A 19,716-nucleotide genomic window follows, 5' to 3' on the forward strand; every position below is an offset into this window, starting at 1 on the left:
ACAATGAACACAATCAAGTGCCGGGTGCTGCTTGTCTGCACTCTTATATTCTGCACCTCGTTTGTATCAGCCAGTGAGCAGTCTGCTGTGTCCGTCAGAGATATGTCGTGGATCAAACAGCAACAGCAGGAGCTGGAAGTATTCAAACAGAACCTTCAGGGCCAGACATTGCCCCTCCCAATTGAGCAACAGAGACAGATTAACCGTCTTCAGGAGGATATTAACCGTCAACAACAGGCCAGCCAGAATGTGGAAAAGCGTACTTTCCCCGCCATCTATTTTGTCAGTCTGGGCCTGCCCCGTGAGGGGTTGTTACCCATGCTTCGTGATGCAAACCGTTATGGCATTCCCGCTACTCTTCGCGGGTTGGTTAACAATGATATGCGTCAGACCGCTGCGACGATATTTGAACTGGCTAAAGAAGATAAAAATATTGGTGTGCAAATAGATCCGACACTGTATTCCGAATACCGCATTACCGCCATACCTGCTCTGGTAGTGACCTGTACGGGACATTTTGATGTGATTCGCGGCAGTCTTCCTCTCAGACAGGCCCTGGAAAGAGTGGCTGAACGTGGAGACTGTGCAGCAACAGCAAAACGGTTGTTGAAGGAGGGAGAATGAGAGCATTTTGGGGAGGGCTGATACTCCTTTTGCCGTTACTGGCCGTGGCTGATACAACCAGCGATGCTTTTAATTCTGGCGCTGAATTTGGAAAAGGAAATAAAGGGCAGGGTACTAACAGCCTGAATAACCCGGATTCGGTAACAGGAAGCATCCCTGGATATACATCAAATCCACCTGAAACAGGGTATTACGGCGGAATAAAAGGCGATGATGGCGGTCTTGTAAATAAGGGCATGGAAGGGTTATTGAACAGTAACGCGGGTCAGGCAGTTATCGATGCCGGAACAAAAAACCCGTTACCGGTTATCGATCCTAATGCTCCCTTTATTACAGCAGGTAAGGATGCAGAATCAAATGCTGATGGAATGATCAACGGAACCGGAAATCCTCAACAATGTCAGGAAACGAACGTTTCAAAGTCCGAATTCGAGAAATACACCTGCGAGCGTGACGCCTGGATAGAACAAAGCTGTAGCCGTACTGCAAAAATTGTGATTGAGGGGGATTCCACCTGGGAAACTCAGACGTTGCAATACGAACTCTACGATATACCCATGCAGGAAATTAACGGACGAAATGTCGTCACCATCGTTCCCCAGGTGAGCGGGGAAATTATTCAGGCCACTTATTCATGGCAAAATAACAGCGGAAATAAACCCCGTTTCTTCATGAATGTTTCCATTCTGGGGGCAGAAATTCCCTGGCACAATAAAGGCAATTACCAGAATGTCAGCTTCACACCCGTACCGGCGACGCTGACCGCCGGCGTTGCTTTTACGTCATCTCATCCGCATGAACTCAGGGACGGTTCGGGCCGACAGAAATTTTATAAACATGTCCCGATGTCTATCCGTCTGGTCCTGCGGGTGAAGAAAAATAACAGTGTGCCCAAAGTTGAATGGACTGAATCGTGTGGATTCCAGAAAAGCAGAAGCGCTCTTGCAGCAAAAAGTACTCCTGTCTTTGTATCAAGCACCTGCTCAGTGGCCGGAGGGTACAGACCGGTGACTATAGACGGTGTTGTCCAGCAGGTGTGGAGTGATTGCTGGGAGTATCTGGATCAGTATCTGGTTCAGTCAGGTTCAAATGGCACCTGCGAGCCACTGATGAATGATCCTGCGTGTACCGTGACGGGAACGCAGTGCCTTACGCAAAACGGGAGTTATTGCGAGCATGAGAGGGTGAACTACGAATGTCAGCGTAAGTTCACTTCAGGTGGAATTATCTGCGGTGGGGAATACTTTTGTAAAACGGGGGACTGCAGTGACACGGATGGTGCCGGGGACAGTGGTTTTGACGAGGCAGTGTCAAAACTGGCTGGACTGGCATCTGCGGCAGATGATGTTAAAAAGGGGCAGAATGCAATGGATGTCAGGGCATTTACCGGGAAAGTGACCAGTTGCCGCAAAGCTATTGCCGGCTTTTCTAACTGCTGTAAAGACTCCGGATGGGGTCAGGATGTAGGGTTGTCGGCTTGTAACAGTGAAGAACTGGCGCTGGGTAAAGCAAAAGCGAAAAAGATTACGGTCAGTCTCGGTGAGCGCTGCGATCGTGAGGTTCTGGGTGTTTGTCTTCAGAAGAGTAAAGTTTACTGCGTGTTCGAGGGAAAACTGGCTCGTATAATTCAGGAGCAGGGGCGTCGCGATCAGCTTGGTATTGGGTTTGGAAGCGGTAAGAATCCTGACTGTCGTGGAATCACTATCCCGGAATTGCAGAATATTAATTTTGACTTAATTAATTTTTCAGACTTCTACAGTGACCTGATGGATAACCAAAAAATCCCGGATTCATCTGTGATGGTGAAACAGGTAAAAGACCGAATTGCGGCTCAGGTACAGCAACAACAAGGTCAGGGAGGGAAAAAATGAGGCAACTCATAACAGTTCTCTTGGTGCTGACGGTCAGTTTGCCTGCAACAGCTGATGAGATTGTGAAACCGGCAGCTCCCTTTACTGGCTGGTTCTGGTACAACGAACCGAAAACCCCGCCTGAAAAGCCACAAAAACAGCAACAACCCGCGGCGCCAGTCATTCCTGACCTCAGCAAAATGACTGCCCAGGAGCAGGCAAAGGTACTCAGAGGATACACAATGGAGGCGCTTAATCGCGCCATCCTGTATCCGACACGGGAAAATACTGCCACATTCCTGCGCTGGCAGAAATTCTGGACTGACAGAGGATCGATGTTCAGCCAGTCTTTTGCGGCTGCCCAGTTGAGCCATCCGGACCTCGATTACAATCTTGAGTATCCGCATTACAACAGTATGGCTCCGTTTGTTCAGACGCGAGATCAGCAGGCACGGCAGCACGCGGTAGCAGAGATGTCACAACAGTATGGCCTCTTCTATTTTTACCGTGGCAGCGACCCCATTGATGTACAGATGGCCGGTGTTGTTGCTGATTTTGCTAAATCCAACGGAATATCACTGATCCCGGTATCGGTGGATGGACAGGTTGCGGCCTCCTTACCACAAAGCCGCCCTGATTCAGGTCAGGTCCGTTCTATGAACATTACGCATTTCCCGGCACTGTTTCTGGTTGATCCAAAGAAGAAAAACTATCGGGCATTGTCCTACGGCTTCATGACGCAGGATGAACTAGCCAAGCGCTTTCTTAATGTATCCCACGGGTTCAGACCCGCCTCTTAAGGATTTCCCGTGAATAAATTTGCATACATACGTACTGCGTGCACGTTGCTACGTGTCGCTTTTTTTTCTCTGGTGACGGCGCCCTCTCTGGTGCTGTTTTTCCTGTTCATCATGCTGTCATTCAACAACTCGATTGCCGGCAGCTTCCTCTCGACTGCCCGGGCTCTTATCGCTGGCGCTCCGGATGGGATGGTCAATATCTCTGTGTGCGACAAACCTAAGATATCTCTCGATGACTTACCTGATGAATGGGCCATTCCATCCCTGTCCGCAGAGGATAACGCTCTGCAACAGTCTTCTCCGGTGTATTTAGCAACATGCCTGACAGGACGGAAACCAGCCTCCGAATGGCAAAATGAAACAGACAGCACCATACGACATCTGTATCTGCTGTCTGTGGTTATGGGGTTACTTGTCTCGTGGTTGTTCAGTGGTGGGCTCATTCCTGCTCGTTCCATCTTCAGGAGAATGAAATCATGTCAATTGAGGTTGATTCATCTTCTGTGGTGGGGCGTGGCGGCAAAGTGCCTGGATTATCTGGTTGCAGCGCCGGTAACACTCTCCCAAAACCTGTTGATTTGGACCTGTTACCTGATGTGGGCACTTTCAGTGGTGCTCATGACAATCGCATGCGTACATGAATGGCAGACTGAAGATTGTAACCTTTCAAAGAAGGGAGGTACTGCATGATCGGTAAAGTCGCCGCCAGCTTGTTGATGGTGTTTCCTCTGATAGTCATTGCCGGTGTTCGGGATGAACTTGCCGCAATGGATGCAGCAAAAATGAATTCTCCGGAAGTTGTTGCCCTGACAATGCAATCCCCCGGGACGACAACCAGTCTGATGACATTACCTGACGGTCGTCAGGTTAATATGAAGGACTATGCGGTTGTATTGTTTATGCAGGCGCACTGCCAGTACAGCGCAAAATTCGACCCTCAAATCAAAGAATGGACCGATCTGCACGATATCAAAGTATATCCTTATACGCTCGATGGAGGCGGAGACCCGTCATACCCTTCGCCAATGATACCACGCAAAACGGACCCGGCTTCCCCTATAGCAGATGAGATAGTCACCTTCTTTGGTAATGGTCTGCCGATTGCCACGCCGACGGCCTTCATGGTGAACGTCAACACACTCAGGGCTTATCCACTAACGCAGGGCGTGATGGATATTCCTGTTCTTGAAAGTCGGATGGCCAGCCTCATACAAGCTGACCTCGACAATGTTGATCCGAAAATGTTGCCGCCCATGCCGGCAAGTACGCAGCTCACCCCTCAGTAATATAACCGGACTACAAAATGACTACATATTCGTATGCGTTCTCGCGTACCGAGCGCGTCTGGCTTCTGTTCAGCGTGACGTTGCTGGTATCCGCGACAATTTATGGCTTCCTGGTTGCCCGACTTGCTGGGGGGCTTTCAAAATCTGAGCTGAGTACCTTTCTGCAGGATATACCGGTACTGCTCTTAATCTCACTGAGCATCGGTTTTATGGCCTGTACTGCCGGACATTATGCATTGCGAATTTCGCTTCAGAAACCAGCTTTCAGGAGGCATGGGCATGATTAAGTCGCTGGCAGTAGCCACAGGCATTTTTTTTATGGGCCTGTCAGTATCCCCTGTCCGGGCTGATGTAAATGGTGATCTGAACGGATTTTTTGGCAGTCTGGGGTACAGCGGAAACGTCTCACAGGCGCAGGCATGGCAGGGACAGGCTGCGGGTTATTTTTCAGGTGGTTCGGTGTATCTGCGAAATCCGGTTAAAAACGTACAACTGATTTCGATGCAGTTACCCTCCCTCAATGCCGGCTGCGGTGGCATTGATGCGTATCTTGGTTCATTCAGCATGATCAGCGGTGAAGAAATTCAGCGCTTCGTTAAACAGATCATGAGCAACGCGCTGGGATATGCCTTTGACCTTGCTTTACAGACGATGGTCCCGGAACTGAAACAGGCTAAGGACTTCCTGCAAAAACTGGCCAGCGATGTGAACTCGATGAATATGAGTTCGTGTCAGGCAGCACAGGGCATCATAGGAGGGTTATGGCCGGTGACACAGGTGTCACAGCAAAAGATCTGTCAGGACATAGCCGGTGAAACCAATATGTTTGCGGACTGGGCTGCATCGCGTCAGGGGTGTACGGTCGGCGGGCAGAGCGACAGTGTGACGTCCCGGGCCGGAGATAAGCAGAAAGACCAGGTGTTGAAAAACAAGAATCTCATCTGGGATTCACTCAGCAAAAATGGATTACTGAGTGGTGACCGCGCCCTGAAAGAACTGGTGATGAGTACTGTCGGCTCAATCATTTTTAACAGGAATGGTGATGTCACTATTCTTACGCCGCTGGTTGATAACCGTGATCTGATAAAAGTCCTGATGCGCGGTGGTACAGCGAAAGTATACGGATGTGATGAAGCCTCACTCTGTCTTAATCCGGTCGTCACCAACCTCAGTATTTCTGAATCAAGTGCTCTTGTTACCCTGGTTAAAAACCTGATGATCTCCATGCAGAACAAACTGGTAGATGACAGGCCGTTGACCGACCAGGAAAAAGGGTTTGTGAACACCACGTCGGTCCCGGTACTGAAATATCTGACTAACGCTCAGAGCATGGGAATGAGCGCGACCTATCTGCTGCAGGTGTCGGATTTTATCGCGCAGGACCTGATGATTCAGTATCTCCAGGAGCTGGTTAAACAGGCCAGTATGTCCCTGGCGGGTAAAAATTTCCCGGAAGAAGCTGCCGCGAAGCTGCGTGACAACGTTATTCACGCGCAGGGGCTTCTGGCTGACATGAAACTGCAGTCAGCTGCAGATCAGAATGCACTGGATGGTATCGACCGCAATATGCAGTACCTGCAACAGCAGGTATCCACCATCGTTTCTGGCTCATACCAGAGCAACTACCATTGGGGTGATCGCTGATGCTTGAGATTTACACCATTTACGGCGGGGGGATGTGGAAAACGGCGCTGGACGCCGTTGTAACCCTCATCGGCTCCAGTACATTCAGTACGCTGCTGCGTATGGCGGGCACCTTCGGGGTACTGGCTGCGTTGATCATGTTTATCAAACAACGTAACCCGATGTTGTTTGTGCAGTGGCTGGCTGTTTTCATGATTATTACCACGATTTTGTTAGTTCCGAAGCGTTCCGTTCAGGTGATCGATATATCTGATCCTGCAGCTGTCTGGAAAACCGATAATGTTCCGGTTGGACTGGCTGGTATTGCCTCTCTGACGACAAGTGTCGGCTATAAGATGACCTCGTTATATGATTCTCTGATGGCTCGCCCGGACTCGGTAACCTACAGCAAAACGGGGATGCTTTTTGGTTCACAGATAGTGGCCGAAACAAGTGACTTCACGACACAGAACCCGGAACTGGCACAGATGCTGCCGGATTATGTGGAAAACTGCGTAATTGGTGACATTTTGCTGAACGGGAAATACACCGTGAATCAGCTGCTTAACTCGTCCGATCCGCTGGCGCTAATCACCAGTAATCCAAGCCCGTTGCGTGGAATATTTAAAACATCCTCCACAACGAGGCAGTTTATAACCTGCCAACAGGCAGCTGCGGAAATTAAAACGCTGGCCAACGTTGAAGCTAATCCTGGCAGCGCCACGTTTACCTGGCTGACGCAGAAGATATTCGGCAATAAAATTAATGGAGCCACACTGCTATCCAGTGCGATGGGGGACAGCTACGGTTTCTTTTATGCCGGAGGAATGACTGCCTCGCAGATTATGAAGAACAATATCACCAACAGCGCGATACGACAGGGAATTAAAGGGTTCGCAGCCCGTTCGTCAGATACCGCAAACTTGCTGAATCTGGCGACAGAGAATGCGGCCACTAAGCAACGGCTCAGTTGGGCATCAGGGAACGAACTGGCAACACGCACACTGCCATTTGCTCAATCATTGCTGATGTTGATCCTGGTGTGTCTTTTCCCGTTAATGATTGCTTTAGCGGCCACTAACCACGGTGTATTCGGCCTGAATACACTGAAAATATACGTGAGTGGTTTTATCTATTTCCAGCTATGGCCAATCATGTTCGCGATCCTTAACTACGCCTCAAATTACTGGTTGCAGTCGAAAACTGGAGGGACAGCACTTGTCCTCTCTAACAAAGATATTGTGGCGTTACAGCATTCGGATGTGGCGAACCTGGCCGGATATCTTTCACTCTCGATTCCTGTTCTTTCGTTCTACCTTACCCGGGGTGCGGCGGCAATTGGATCACAGGTAGCAGGAGGCATGCTTAGTTCGGCGGCCTTCACGGCTGCAGGTGTATCTTCCACGACTGCAGATGGAAACTGGTCGTTTAACAATATGTCGATGGACAACGTAAACCAGAACAAAATGGATACAAACCTGGTACAACGTCAGGGCCAACAGACATGGCAGGCTGATAATGGTTCCACACAGACAATGACTGCCGGTGGCCATACCGTTATTGATGGCTCTGGTGCTATGTCTAATCTCCCGGTGAATATGAAGCTCAGCCAACTGGCCAGCAGCGGATTTCAGGAATCGGCGCGTCAGTCGCAGGTACAGGCGCAGACTGCACTGGATGGTTATAACCATAGCGTGGCCAGTGGCTGGTCCCAACTGGCGCAGTTCTCTCGCCAGAGTGGCACCAGCGACAACCTGATCTCAAGTAGTGAAAACAGTCAGGCTACAAATGCTACGCGCGGCGCAAACATGATGATGTCTGCAGTGGAGAGCTACGCCAAAGGAAACAATATTTCCACGCAGGAAGCCTACAATGAGCTTATGTCAAAATCGAGTGAGATGAGTGTTAACGCGGGAGGTAGCGTTAAATTCAAATCAGGTGACCAGGCTTTCGGTAAGATTGGTAAATGGGTAACAGGAGTTTCAGTTGAGGGGCATGGAGGAGTTGAGGCTAAGGGGAGTAGTGGAAGTTCTCATGGTACTCAGGAGACTAACTCAAATACTCAGGATATGCGGCATGATAAAAACAGTCAGGCCATAAATGACTTCCGTCAGGGTATGGATATGGTTACCAGCAGCCGTGTGAGTGAGGGATCAAATCATACGGAAAATGCGGCAACCAACGACGTTCAGCAATTTGCAGCCACTCTTAATGATGCGGAAAGCAAATATCATCAATACACCACCAGTTCGACGCAGAGCGATGAGTTCAGCCGGATGGCCATGATCGCACAGAACCAGAGTGCAAGCTTAGATACTAACTACAATCAAGAGTTTGTGGATTGGGCTGTTAATAAGTATGGTGACAAAGCACAAAGTATTCTGACAAGTGCCCCAAGTGCGCGTGAAGCTGCTATGGAGTTTGTGAATGAACGTTTGAAACCTGAGATTATCGGAGATTATCAGCAAGGTCGCTCAGACCTTATAACCGGTTCAGAGCATGCCCCGTTCAGTGGTAAACATGTTGTGGATCCAGCTCAGAGTAATCAGCATATGGTGGGGACTGAAGATACACAAGGGGGACTGCATTACAGTTCGTCTGGAATTTCAGAAGGGGTAACCAGTACATTTTCAGGTGACTCACATTCATCTGTAAGTAATAGGGCGCGGGGGAATGAAGAAAATAGTTCAACTCCATTAGCTAATACTTATCGCGAAGAGAATCACTCCGGAAGTCACAACAAGTATAAAACGGAAACTGACCAGGTAAGTAAGTCGAGAAATATCACCGATAACAGAACTGCTGTGGGCGGGAATGTCACAGGTAATGATATGTCAGATTCTTTTAAGGAAAATCAGGAAAAACTGCGCGAACACAGTGGGCAGATTTTTGAGACTCAAAACGACTTGAAACGTAGGGCTGCAGAACAAAGATCTGATATTCAGAATAACATCAACAATTCTGCTGGAGAAATTGATAAAAAACAATCCACTGTTCGGGCATCCAGTGATATTCTTAAAGGCGAAAGTGAGAATATTAAATCACAATTTATAGAAGGTAAGCACGCAGAGGATTTAAGACAAACTGCATTGCCTATTCTACACAGTGATGAGATTGAGAAACATAAGCAAAACATTGAAGAATTGAGAAAGAGAACGAGGTAAAAATGCTTACATTCAACGACGTTAATCGTGATGTGAAGGCGATTTTAGATGGTGTTTCTGACAATGATAGACCTGTACCATCAGCGGTTAAGATAATGATAACTGCATTAACTTTGCCCGCGATTGGTAGTCTTCTCTCTGCATTAACATTTGGTATGGTATGTGCCAACTTTAACCATAGAAATTTAAGCGCCAGCCTGTTTGTAGAGTATTTTTTCTCAGGTGGAGCCATACCAGTTTATCTGTCTATAGTGGTAAGCCTTGCCCAGTACATGATGTTGCTTCCTTACATTGGCCTTTACAATCTGATACCTCAAGATATCAGGAGAACAACCCCTCTGATAATTCATTTTAAAAGCGCCTTGTATAAGTGGGCTGTTATTTACATCTGTGCATTAGTGATGACATGCTTGATGTCCCTCTACGATCCCATATATTTACTTTCAACACCAATACTGATGTTTGTGGCGATTTTTGTTACTTCAATCACTGTAAATTTTAAAGTGACAAAATATGGAATTGGACCATTGTTAAAAAAATTAATAAAAATCTGAATTGAATATACTTCAACTTATAAGCCTGCATCCTTTTCGAAGAATGCAGGTCTTTATCATGATTTATCCTAATGAATGTTTAACTGCCTGAACTGGTTGTGTTGTTTAATATTTGTCAATTAAAGCTTCATAATTTCATTGGTGGTTATTAACAATTAAAATTGTTAGCCGCCCTTATATGTTAAGGCTTGAGCGATGCTTATTAATTGCTGGTTAAGATAATTCTTAACTTAATGCGCTATATCAATGAATTTCATCCTGAATTTCAGGATAAGTAGTGTGCTGGAAAAACAAACAGGATAAACCATGAAATTAAAACAATATGCAGTTGTAACTTTAGTTGCCTCTACCCTGGTACTTTCGGGCTGCGGAGCCATGTCCACGGCTGTGAAAAAGCGCAACCTTGAAGTAAAGACCCAGATGAGTGAAACCATCTGGCTGGAACCATCTTCAGAGAAGACTGTTTATCTCCAGATTCGCAATACTTCCGACAAAGACATGTCAGGCCTGCAGGCGAAAATTACCAGTGAACTGGCCGCAAAAGGTTACCGGGTTTCCAGTTCTCCGGACACCGCCTACTACTGGATTCAGGCCAACGTTCTGAAGGCAGAGAAGATGGACCTGCGTGAAGCACAGGGATTCCTGAAAACTGGCTATGAAGGAGCAGCGATGGGCGCAGCTCTTGGTGCAGGCATCACTGCGTATAACTCAAGTTCTGCAGGCGCCACACTCGGAGTTGGCCTGGCTAGCGGCCTGATCGGTATGGCCGCTGATGCGATGGTTGAAGATATTAACTACACGATGGTGACCGATCTGCAAATCTCTGAGCGCAGTAAAGCGACTGTAACAACGGATAATGTTGCCGCTTTAAAGCAAGGGACTTCTGGAGTTAAGGTGCAGACAAGCACGGAACAAGGTAACAGGGCAAAATATCAAACCCGCGTGGTCTCCAATGCCAACAAGGTAAACCTCAAATTTGAAGAGGCGAAGCCAGTACTGGAAGCACAACTGGCCAAATCAATCGCCGGTATTATGTAACTCCTTTCAACTTCCCGTTGTCAGGAAATCTACCGCACTGACGATGAGATCTCTCATCTCAGGGCGGTAACTGTGAATATCCTCCTCATCAAGCTCATGAAGATAGACCGTCTGAATCAGCTGCGTCATCAGAATATATCGTTCACCATCGATGTTAACGACGGGATTAATCTTGCTCATTCCAGGTAATGACTGGCGCCATCTGACAAAAGGAATGATGACCCGCGTATTGAGATCGATTAGCTGATCGGACTGCGCTATGACGAAATACGGATATTCCGGATTGTCCAGTCTTCTGAATACGGTTCCCTGATTCATTTAAAGACTCTCAAAGCTGCACTGCTGCCAGGAATAATATGTTCAGCAGTAAATTTGTTCATGGCATCGATAGCCGCTTTGTTTTCCTGTTTCCATCTGGCCTGACGTTCGGCACGGACCACGTCTTCAAGAGCAGAATTAAGGGCTGCTGAAAGATTGATGTTAAGCATCTTCGCTTCGTCCACCAGGGCGGCATCCAGCGAAATATTGGTGCTTCTTTTGCGCGACCGTATAGTCGTATTCATTGTTAAATCCTCTGCGCATCATGTATGCGCATAAATATAGCGCATTTCTGCTCCAGAGCGTAAGTGCCTGCCGTTATTCCTGTGATATTTCGCTTCCTCACATGACTGCACAGGCGCAGTCATGTCTGCGGCGAGCGCTGGAATTTCTTTTTTAACCAACCATTTGTCTCGTTGCCGTTCTGGCGATGCGATTACTGCCGGGTAAATTCTATGAGCTTTGCAGGTAAAAATCTCACTCAGGGTGGGCAGATGACTGCCTATCGCTGGCGCATGTTCTTTCAGGTCAACAACTGGATAGGATTCTGGATCTTCATCCTTTTTGCTGTGCTGGCAGCCGTCATCTTTTTCTTACGCATACCACAGGAGGTTTTCGATAACGGCTCACTGTGGTGGTTTGCCAGCATTAACAGCAGCTTCATCGACCTGATGCCGCCGGGCACTCCAAAACTCTATGACATCCATTACTGGTATGCCGCCACTCAGACGCAGATGGTCCTGAAAATGACCCTGCCACAGATACTCACAGACCCTTACATGACGGCTATGGGGGAGCAGTTTTTCAATCAACTGCAGTGGGCAGTGCTGGTCAGCGGGGTGTTCAGCTTGTGTGTATTCGTGGGCATCGCCTGGTACATTGCCGACATTGGCCGCAAGGAAAGTGAAGACCAGTATATTTCCGGCATGCAACTGACGGAAAATCCGGCTGAGGTGAACCGGCTACTGCGTAAGAGTGGAGAACTGTCCGACTTACGTGTGGGTGAATTACACATGGTCAGGATGGCCGAAGTAATGAACTTCCTGATCCACGGCACGATTGGCGTGGGTAAGTCGACACTTATTCGCTGGCTGCTGGAGTTCATCCGAAAACGTGGCGATCGGGCCATAATATATGATTCCGGCTGTACATTTACCGAGACTCACTACAACCCCCGAACTGATTTCATTCTTAACGCTCATGACGAACGCTGCGCTAACTGGGATATGTGGGGAGAGTGTGTGGATGCTGTGGACTATGACAACCTTGCAACGAGTCTTATCCCCGTTGAAGGTGAGTCCGACCCCTTCTGGGTATCCAGTTCCCGGACCATTTATGCTGACCTGGCCATAAGGATGTCTGCTGACCCGGAGCGCAGCATCGAGAAATTTCTCAAGACATTGTTGTCCCTCAGCATGAAAAGCCTGCGTGATTATCTGGCCAACACCCCATCGGCCAACCTGGTTGAGGAGAAAATTGAAAAGACCGCCATATCGATCCGTTCAGTAGTCACCAACTATGCCAAATCACTGCGATACCTGCAGGGACTGGATGACGGTACCAAACCCCCGTTTACCATCCGCGAATGGATGACACAGTCGAAGTACGACAGCAGCTGGCTCTTTATTTCCACACAGGCCCGACACCGCAAAAGTGTCCGGCCTCTGATATCTCTCTGGTTATCACTGGCCACCATGTTTTTACAGAGTATGGGGGAGAACAGCGATCGGCGAGTGTGGTTTATCTGTGACGAAATTCCCAGCCTTCAGCGCATTCCCGAACTGGCAGAAACGATGGCTGAAGCGCGTAAATTCGGCGGCTGTTTTGTCCTGGGAATGCAGAACATGGCACAGATGATCCACGTCTATGGTCGTGAACTGGCCAAAAGCATTTTCGACCTGATGAACACCCGCATGTATGGCCGCTCCCCAAGCGCGGAGATGGCCAAAGTGGTGGAAGAGGAACTGGGGCATCAGCGTAAACGAAAAATCCGTGAACAGAACAGCTACGGTCTGGATCAGGTCCGTGATGGTGTGTCACTGGGCAAGGATGAGGTTAACGACCCAATTGTCGATTACGACCAGATTATGCGTCTGCCTAACCTGAGTTTTTATGTTCGCATGCCGGGTGAATATCCTGTTGTTCGACTGAAACTCAAATACCGGAAGCCAAAGAAACATCATCCCGGACTGATTGAAAGAAACATTCGCGATGCTCTGAGTCCCGAGCTGGAAAAGGTGATTCAAAAAAATGAGCGTGCTGCTTCTGCTGCCGGTCTGACCTTCCCGACCGGGGATGAAATACTGGAAAAGTCGGGTACTAATACAACTGCATCCGGAGGCGATACAGTCATTACTTCCCGGCCCTCACCCATTGTGACAGAAAAAGAAACACCACCGGCAGACGTTACTCCTGTCCGGGCCACAGAACCGGAACCGGAGCCGAAGCAGGAACACATTGTTTCGCCATCAGTAATTCCCGAAAAAAAATCTCATGTCGTGAAGGTTTCCTCCGTTGAGAAAAATAATGTTTTCCCACTGCCTTTTACCCGGCAAGCGCCACAGCAAATACCGACGCCCTCAGTTTCTGTTTCTGCAAATGACTCTCCGTGTTCTGGGGAACCAGCCATTCCAGTTGTGCCCAATCCTGTTGTTCAGGACAGCACTCTGCCGGCGGCATTGCGCAGTCTCCGCCATCGTACATCCGGTACTGAACAGCCCGTTACCTCAGCCCTGGATATGTTGCAAAAGGCGCGCCAACGGCCTAACGCATCAGGGAACGATCAGCAGGGAGATGAGAGCGCGGCAGGGGAAACGCTGAACCTGGATGCACGAATCACCCCGAATAGTGATGGGGGAATAACGGTCACGACGTCGGGAAAAACAGCCCGTACAGACACCAGTCCGGAAACACACCAGACGAATAAACGTCTCGCGCAGGACGAAGAAAATATTTTATTGCATCGCCATCCCGACGATCCGGGTTATGGCGAACACGATCAACATTATGACGACAGAGAACCTGAATTATGATGTCAGTCGCCCCTATTGGCTCGGCAGCGGATGCTGCTGGCTACTACAGCCATTCAGATAACTATTATTTCCTCGGTAACCTGCAAAGCCTCTGGATGGGGGAAGGCGCTGACGCGCTGGGCCTCGATGGTCAGGTCAGGGGAGATGACCTGACAGCCGTACTGGAAGGGCGTTTACCTGATGGTTCCCGCCTGGGTAAAGAAATTAATGGCAACCATGTACACCGGCCGGGCCATGATCTTACCTTTTCTGCTCCCAAAAGCGTCTCAATACTGGCACTCATTGGGGGCGATAAGGAGATGCTGGAAGCCCATAACCATGCCGTTCGTATTGCTGCAGGTTATGTTGAGAAGCTGATTTCTGCCCGTGATACAAAAGACGGGATCACTTCCATCGTACATACCGGCAAAATGGTGGCGGCGGCATTCACCCATGATACATCCAGAAATCTTGATCCCCAGCTGCACACGCATCTTCTTGTGGCCAACATGACAGAACAGGATGGTAAGTGGAAAGCGCTGGCCACTGACTATATCCATAATGCCGGTTTTATTGAGACGGTTATGAAAATGCAGGTGACGCTCGGGAAAATATACCGCAGCGCACTGCGAAGCCGTGTGGAGGCGCTGGGCCATGAGGTAGAAGAAGTCGGTAAACATGGCATGTGGGAAATAAAGGGGGTGCCGGAAGAAGTCAGGGAAGAATTTTCCTCGCGGGGACGCGAAATTCAGGGGGCAATCGGCGCTGAGGCCACATTACGCAGCCGGGATGTGGCGGCAAAGGATACCCGAAGGGCCAAAGTTGATCCCTCCCGGTTACGCCTCATGGAGCGCTGGCTGGGGCAGATGAAAGAGAAGGGATTTGATCTCAGGGCTTACCAGGACAGTATTCAACCTTCTGAATACACAGGCCAGGAAAAGGTACCAGAAGCAGGGAGCGTACTCAGAAACACTCCCGTAACGCCCGGATTAACCACCTCAACAACTCCGGAACAGGATCAGGGTAAAGTGTCGGGAGAGAAACAGGCACCTTCTCAGACGCGTGACAGAGGGATTCATCTCACCACGAACGGTCGCTTCGAGGAACCATTACCGATTCCGGAGGTGACCGAAGCTGTTCGCCAGGCCATCTCGCAGCTGAGCGACAATAAAACACGTTTCACCTTTGGTGAACTGATGCTGACAACGGCCGAACTGAGTGAAAAACTCCCGGACATGAAAGATATTCGTGTTGCGATTGATGCGTCACTGAAAGACGGCATGATTGTACCGCTGGACAGTGAAAAGGGTGTTTTTACTTCAAGGATCCACCTGCTGGATGAGTTGTCCATTCAGGCTCTTAGCCAGGAACACATTAAATCCACAAGTGTGGTCAGTTTTACCCGACCTGAGCAGTATGCACCGCCGTCACTGGCGGTCGTGGAGCAGGACCCACTGGTACTGATGAATGCTCCGTCAGGGGTGGCAGGTATCCGCGACCTGACGACTCAGCTAACCGGTATTTCCACGGCACTCGGTCGTGATGTTCAGGTTCTGGCCAGTTCCGCAGAACGTGCCATATCACTGGCAAAATCAGACACACTGCGCGACAGACTTATCAGCCGCCAGCATGTCCTGAGTGGCGATTTCCATCTTAAACCCCAGAGTACGCTGATTATTGAGGGGGCAGAACGTCTTGGACTGAAAGAAACACTGGTTTTGCTGGGTGAAGCCCGCGCGCAGGATGCTCAACTGGTCTTTCTCGACAGCGCCGGGCGCCAGGCTAACGGTAACGCCATGTCGGTACTGGAGTCAGCCGGTATAAGTCGTTCCCGTCGAACAGAACCAGCACCAGGTCTGGAAGCCTCGGTGGTCAGTATCCCTGACAAACGCGAACGCTACGAATCACTGGCCACGCGCTTCGCAGAGCTGAACGGCGGTAGCGAGAACGTAACTGCAGTGGTAATCGGAAAGCGTGAACAGTCACACCTGACAGGGCTTATTCGTAATGCGCTTCAAAATGCAGGGCAACTGGCCCGCGACGGTGTGGATATTGAAGCCAGACACCCTGTCTGGCTCGATCAGCGGACCCGCCGCATGCCAGGTTCTTATCGCCCCGAAATGGTGCTTGAGGACCGCAGTGATTCCAGAAATCGTCAGTCTTACGTGATTGATCGGGTGCATGAGGATACCCGTGTACTTTCACTCATTGACGGAGATGGAGTGCTTACCAGGATGAAATTAAGCGATGTCACCGCAGACTGGCGTCTTTTTAACCGGGAAACACTGAATGTGTCTACCGGTGAAAAGCTTCTGGCTGTTGCCGGTGACCGCGAACATCATCTTAAAGCTAAAGACCGTCTCGAGGTTACAGGGATCAGTGACAAAGGAATAGAAATCAGACGAGGAAATGACATGCTGACGCTCCCTAAAAACCAGCCATTGTATGTAACCCATGCTTACGTCAGTGCGCCTGGTGGGCGTGATAATGACCGTGGTGTGGTTCTGGCCGCGTTGAACACACGGGATATATCAGGTCAGACGGTTAACTCTCTGGCGCAAAGTGGTCACAGGGCGGAAATTTTTACAGCTGAAGTGCAGGACAGAGCTGAAGCACGGTTGCAGAGGATGAAAACGAATGTGTCCCCCGTGCAACTGGTCCGCACACTCAGTGGGCAGGATAACGTCAGTAGTGCGGTTGAAACCCTGCAGGACGGCGTACGTACAGAGGCAGGGCTTGCTGTCTGGCGCGCGGTCAACGACCAGAGAACGGTAACGTTCAGCCCACTGGTTCTGGCAAAAGATGCTGTGAAATACCACCCTGACCTGGATGCCATCGGGGATGAAATTAACTCGATGCTTAAAACCGGTGAACTGTTGCAGGTTTCACTGAGCGGGGAGCCTAAGCTGGTTGCCCGTTCAACATGGGAGATGGAAAAGGCAATTCTGCGCGTTGTGGATCAGGGGAAAAACACGCAGCTACCGCTACTTGACCATGTCCCTGAAGCCGTCATGAGCGGCCTGACTGATGGTCAGAGAAAATCTACCACCCTGGTGCTTGGCAGTACCGACCAGTTTATCGGAATTCAGGGGTATGCAGGGGTAGGGAAAACCACACAAATTAAGGCTGTCATTGCCGCACTGGATACTCTTCCAGCAGGTGTACGTCCGGTACTGACAGGTCTGGCACCGACACACCAGGCAGTGAAGGAGATGAGTGATGTAGGCGTTAGGGCACAGACCATTAAATCTTTTATTGTGGAACATGAACAGGCGACAGCCGGTGGAGAAAAACCTGACTATAAAGGGCAGGTATTCCTTATTGATGAATCTTCAATGGCAGGAAACCAGGATACTGCAGCGCTGTTTCAGGCGATTGCTGCAGGGGGAGGTCGCGCTGTTTCAATGGGGGACATCGACCAGTTTGAGTCTGTCGATGTTGGCGCGCCTTTTAAACTGATGCAGGAACGCAGCCCGATGGACGTGGCCATCATGAAGGAGATAGTTCGTCAGAAAGATGTCCAGCTGCGAGGCGCGGTTCATGACATTATCGATAATCGTATTGATGCGGCCCTGAAACGAATTGAAAGTCAGCCCGGTGACCGTGTGTCGCGCAATGTGGATGCGACCGCGCCTGACAGTGCCTTTCAGGAAACGACCACGCCGGTGGATGATATTGTGGCTGACTGGACGGGCCGGACGCAGGATGCACGTGATCGCACACTTATCATTACACAGCTTAACGCCGACCGCAGAGCAGTAAATGCCGGCATTCATACCACGCTGGCAAAACGGGGAGAGCTGGGCGAGAAAGCGGTCAGAGTGCCTGTGCTTGAGAAAATCACGCATACACGTCATGAATTCAACCAGACTCAGGCCTGGCAGTCGGGAATGGTGGTGAAACGTGGCGATCGTTATCAGGATGTGCTGGCTGTTGACCGTAATGGCCGTACCGTAACAGTACGTGATGACGAAGGTCGGATTGGCCTTTATTCACCCCGGGAGCTTATTACCGGTGATGTGCAGCTGTTTCACCGTCGTGAGATAGAAGTCAGAGCCGGAGATTTACTGAAATTTACGGCGACCGATCGCGACCTGGGCCAGACAGCGAATAAGCGATATACCGTCGAATCTGTCAGTGAGACAGGTGATATCAGGCTTAAGGGCGAGAAAGGTTACACAACCATTAACCCGAAAGACGTTCGCGCACAGCAGCACATAGACTACGGCTGGGCAGTAACCGGCTATGGTGCACAAGGTGCCAGCACCGATTACGTGATAACACTGGAGGGCACAGAAGAAGGGCGTAAGGCTCTGGCTACCCGCCGGGCATTTTACATATCAGCTTCGCGTGTGAAGGAGCACGTCCAGATTTATACAGACGGTAAGCAGGACTGGATCAAAGCGGTTAAATCCCCGGAGCGTGATATCAAAACCGCCCACGATGCGCTTGCGCCAGAAACACAGCGTAAACAGGCAAAAGCTATCTGGTCAATGGGGCAACCTGTCAGTAAGACGGCCATTGGACGAGCCTGGTTGCGACACCAGAACATGCATGACTCATCACTTACCGCGAAAATCATCCCGGCGACCCGACGCTTTCCGGAGCCTGCGCTCGCTCTGCCTGTCTATGATAACAACGGCAAAAGTTCAGGCCTGGCGCTAGTTTCTCTGGTTGCGAGCAATGAAGGGAGGCTGACGCAGGGCGAGACACGTATGGTGATGAGTGAACGTGGCCGCGGAGCGTTGTTGCAGCGAAGTAAGTCGGGGAATACGGTCGTTGTAAGTGAGCTTTCGGCTGCGCTCGATGCCGTTCGCAATCGACCGGAAGATGGTGTGTTCTGGCAGGTTGGCACTGAGTCTCTCTCTGCACAACTGATTAAAGTCAGTGGCGGAGAAAGACGGGAGAACGAAGAAATCAGTGTACAACGTGTCAGCCGTGAATCCTCTGAAATTATTCTGCCCGAAACTGAACACAACGCCGACAAGAATTCCACTGTCGATATCAGTCTTATTCGTGACCAGGATGAAGCCCGAAGGCTTACAGAAGAGTCACTGGCAGCCGATGCCGGTAAATCTTCGGGAGAAGCTGCAGATCCGCTGTCAGTGAAGATAATTCAGCCGGCAGGAGAAGAGCTGAACATCAAACCGGAGATTTATGGTGCTGATGGACAAAAAGACATTCCTGAACCCGATAAAAATGTCCTCAGAAGGATCGCGTCCTCAGAGGAACGCCAGGAGATTGAGTCGGCAAAATTACTGCGTGCCGGGCAGGAGATTGATGCCGGACGTGGTGCGGATATTTCTGGTGTATCCCGCCAGGTGACTGAACTGGCCCGTAATGAACGAGATATAGCGCGACAGACAAACAGTATTGAACACGGTCGTTTACCGGAGCGTGAAGAACCGTCACTGACACGTACCATCCAGAAAGAACGCTAATCCCCAT

The 19,716-nt window shown here is 49.8% G+C and carries 14 protein-coding genes; 12 read left to right on the top strand and 2 right to left on the bottom strand.

Annotated features, from left to right (window positions below; genetic code table 11):
• Positions 1 to 3: 3 nt before the first annotated feature.
• The 10 genes from trbC to traT all read left to right on the top strand — a co-directional run bounded on the left by trbC (position 4) and on the right by traT (position 10,939).
• Positions 4 to 624: a type-F conjugative transfer system pilin assembly protein TrbC gene (trbC, locus tag BZK41_RS21895; RefSeq protein ID WP_079939567.1), complete on the top strand. Its 621-nt coding sequence runs from the start codon at positions 4 to 6 to the stop codon at positions 622 to 624.
• Positions 621 to 2,495 (top strand): type-F conjugative transfer system mating-pair stabilization protein TraN, encoded by a 1,875-nt coding sequence (gene traN, locus BZK41_RS21900; RefSeq protein ID WP_079939568.1) that lies wholly within the window; start codon positions 621 to 623, stop codon positions 2,493 to 2,495. Before trbC ends, traN begins: the two co-directional genes overlap by 4 nt.
• Positions 2,492 to 3,274 (top strand): type-F conjugative transfer system pilin assembly protein TraF, encoded by a 783-nt coding sequence (gene traF / locus BZK41_RS21905; protein ID WP_079939569.1) that lies wholly within the window; start codon positions 2,492 to 2,494, stop codon positions 3,272 to 3,274. The genes traN and traF overlap by 4 nt, the downstream gene beginning before the upstream one ends.
• 9 nt (positions 3,275 to 3,283) lie before the next feature.
• A complete protein-coding gene (locus tag BZK41_RS27615) occupies positions 3,284 to 3,964 on the top strand; it encodes a hypothetical protein (RefSeq protein ID WP_253193781.1) in 681 nt (226 codons plus the stop codon).
• On the top strand, positions 3,961 to 4,560 hold the full coding sequence (trbB, locus tag BZK41_RS21915) for an F-type conjugal transfer protein TrbB (RefSeq protein ID WP_079939570.1): 600 nt from the start codon (positions 3,961 to 3,963) through the stop codon (positions 4,558 to 4,560). Before BZK41_RS27615 ends, trbB begins: the two co-directional genes overlap by 4 nt.
• A gap of 17 nt (positions 4,561 to 4,577) precedes the next feature.
• The gene (locus BZK41_RS21920) at positions 4,578 to 4,847 is read left to right on the top strand and encodes a hypothetical protein (RefSeq protein WP_079939571.1); all 270 of its coding nucleotides are present in this window, start codon (positions 4,578 to 4,580) and stop codon (positions 4,845 to 4,847) included.
• A complete protein-coding gene (gene traH, locus BZK41_RS21925) occupies positions 4,840 to 6,204 on the top strand; it encodes a conjugal transfer pilus assembly protein TraH (RefSeq protein WP_079939572.1) in 1,365 nt (454 codons plus the stop codon). Before BZK41_RS21920 ends, traH begins: the two co-directional genes overlap by 8 nt.
• Positions 6,204 to 9,347 carry a conjugal transfer mating-pair stabilization protein TraG gene (gene traG / locus BZK41_RS21930; protein WP_079939573.1) on the top strand — a complete coding sequence of 1,048 codons (3,144 nt, stop codon included), beginning with the start codon at positions 6,204 to 6,206 and terminating at the stop codon, positions 9,345 to 9,347. The genes traH and traG overlap by 1 nt, the downstream gene beginning before the upstream one ends.
• 2 nt (positions 9,348 to 9,349) lie before the next feature.
• Positions 9,350 to 9,901: a hypothetical protein gene (locus BZK41_RS21935; RefSeq protein WP_079939574.1), complete on the top strand. Its 552-nt coding sequence runs from the start codon at positions 9,350 to 9,352 to the stop codon at positions 9,899 to 9,901.
• Positions 9,902 to 10,207: 306 nt separating this feature from the next.
• A complete protein-coding gene (gene traT / locus BZK41_RS21940; RefSeq protein ID WP_079939575.1) occupies positions 10,208 to 10,939 on the top strand; it encodes a conjugal transfer complement resistance protein TraT in 732 nt (243 codons plus the stop codon).
• Positions 10,940 to 10,945: 6 nt separating this feature from the next.
• Here traT and BZK41_RS21945 read toward each other — a convergent pair whose 3' ends face one another.
• Together BZK41_RS21945 and BZK41_RS21950 are read right to left on the bottom strand one after the other, a co-directional pair.
• On the bottom strand, positions 10,946 to 11,257 hold the full coding sequence (locus BZK41_RS21945) for a CcdB family protein (RefSeq protein WP_079939576.1): 312 nt from the start codon (positions 11,255 to 11,257) through the stop codon (positions 10,946 to 10,948).
• Positions 11,254 to 11,502 (bottom strand): type II toxin-antitoxin system CcdA family antitoxin, encoded by a 249-nt coding sequence (locus tag BZK41_RS21950; RefSeq protein ID WP_079939577.1) that lies wholly within the window; start codon positions 11,500 to 11,502, stop codon positions 11,254 to 11,256. Before BZK41_RS21950 ends, BZK41_RS21945 begins: the two co-directional genes overlap by 4 nt.
• Positions 11,503 to 11,712: 210 nt before the next feature.
• Between BZK41_RS21950 and traD the strand changes: the two genes are divergently transcribed.
• Both traD and traI read left to right on the top strand, forming a co-directional pair.
• The gene (gene traD, locus BZK41_RS21955; RefSeq protein WP_079939578.1) at positions 11,713 to 14,289 is read left to right on the top strand and encodes a type IV conjugative transfer system coupling protein TraD; all 2,577 of its coding nucleotides are present in this window, start codon (positions 11,713 to 11,715) and stop codon (positions 14,287 to 14,289) included.
• Entirely contained in the window at positions 14,286 to 19,709 is a 5,424-nt protein-coding gene (gene traI / locus BZK41_RS21960; protein WP_079939579.1) for a conjugative transfer relaxase/helicase TraI, read from the top strand. Before traD ends, traI begins: the two co-directional genes overlap by 4 nt.
• Positions 19,710 to 19,716: the final 7 nt, after the last annotated feature.

Origin of the sequence: Citrobacter sp. A316, assembly GCF_002042945.1 — a bacterium.
Classification (GTDB): domain Bacteria; phylum Pseudomonadota; class Gammaproteobacteria; order Enterobacterales; family Enterobacteriaceae; genus Citrobacter; species Citrobacter portucalensis.

Excerpts from the sequence above, each read along its gene's own strand:
- BZK41_RS21920 (WP_079939571.1), top strand. The coding sequence starts at position 4,578 with ATGACTACATATTCGTATGCGTTCTCGCGTACCGAGCGCGTCTGGCTT.
- traN (WP_079939568.1), top strand. The coding sequence starts at position 621 with ATGAGAGCATTTTGGGGAGGGCTGATACTCCTTTTGCCGTTACTGGCC.
- BZK41_RS21935 (WP_079939574.1), top strand. The coding sequence starts at position 9,350 with ATGCTTACATTCAACGACGTTAATCGTGATGTGAAGGCGATTTTAGAT.
- traD (WP_079939578.1), top strand. The coding sequence starts at position 11,713 with ATGAGCTTTGCAGGTAAAAATCTCACTCAGGGTGGGCAGATGACTGCC.
- BZK41_RS21950 (WP_079939577.1), bottom strand. The coding sequence starts at position 11,502 with ATGAATACGACTATACGGTCGCGCAAAAGAAGCACCAATATTTCGCTG.
- trbC (WP_079939567.1), top strand. The coding sequence starts at position 4 with ATGAACACAATCAAGTGCCGGGTGCTGCTTGTCTGCACTCTTATATTC.
- traG (WP_079939573.1), top strand. The coding sequence starts at position 6,204 with ATGCTTGAGATTTACACCATTTACGGCGGGGGGATGTGGAAAACGGCG.
- trbB (WP_079939570.1), top strand. The coding sequence starts at position 3,961 with ATGATCGGTAAAGTCGCCGCCAGCTTGTTGATGGTGTTTCCTCTGATA.
- traI (WP_079939579.1), top strand. The coding sequence starts at position 14,286 with ATGATGTCAGTCGCCCCTATTGGCTCGGCAGCGGATGCTGCTGGCTAC.
- BZK41_RS21945 (WP_079939576.1), bottom strand. The coding sequence starts at position 11,257 with ATGAATCAGGGAACCGTATTCAGAAGACTGGACAATCCGGAATATCCG.
- traH (WP_079939572.1), top strand. The coding sequence starts at position 4,840 with ATGATTAAGTCGCTGGCAGTAGCCACAGGCATTTTTTTTATGGGCCTG.
- traF (WP_079939569.1), top strand. The coding sequence starts at position 2,492 with ATGAGGCAACTCATAACAGTTCTCTTGGTGCTGACGGTCAGTTTGCCT.
- traT (WP_079939575.1), top strand. The coding sequence starts at position 10,208 with ATGAAATTAAAACAATATGCAGTTGTAACTTTAGTTGCCTCTACCCTG.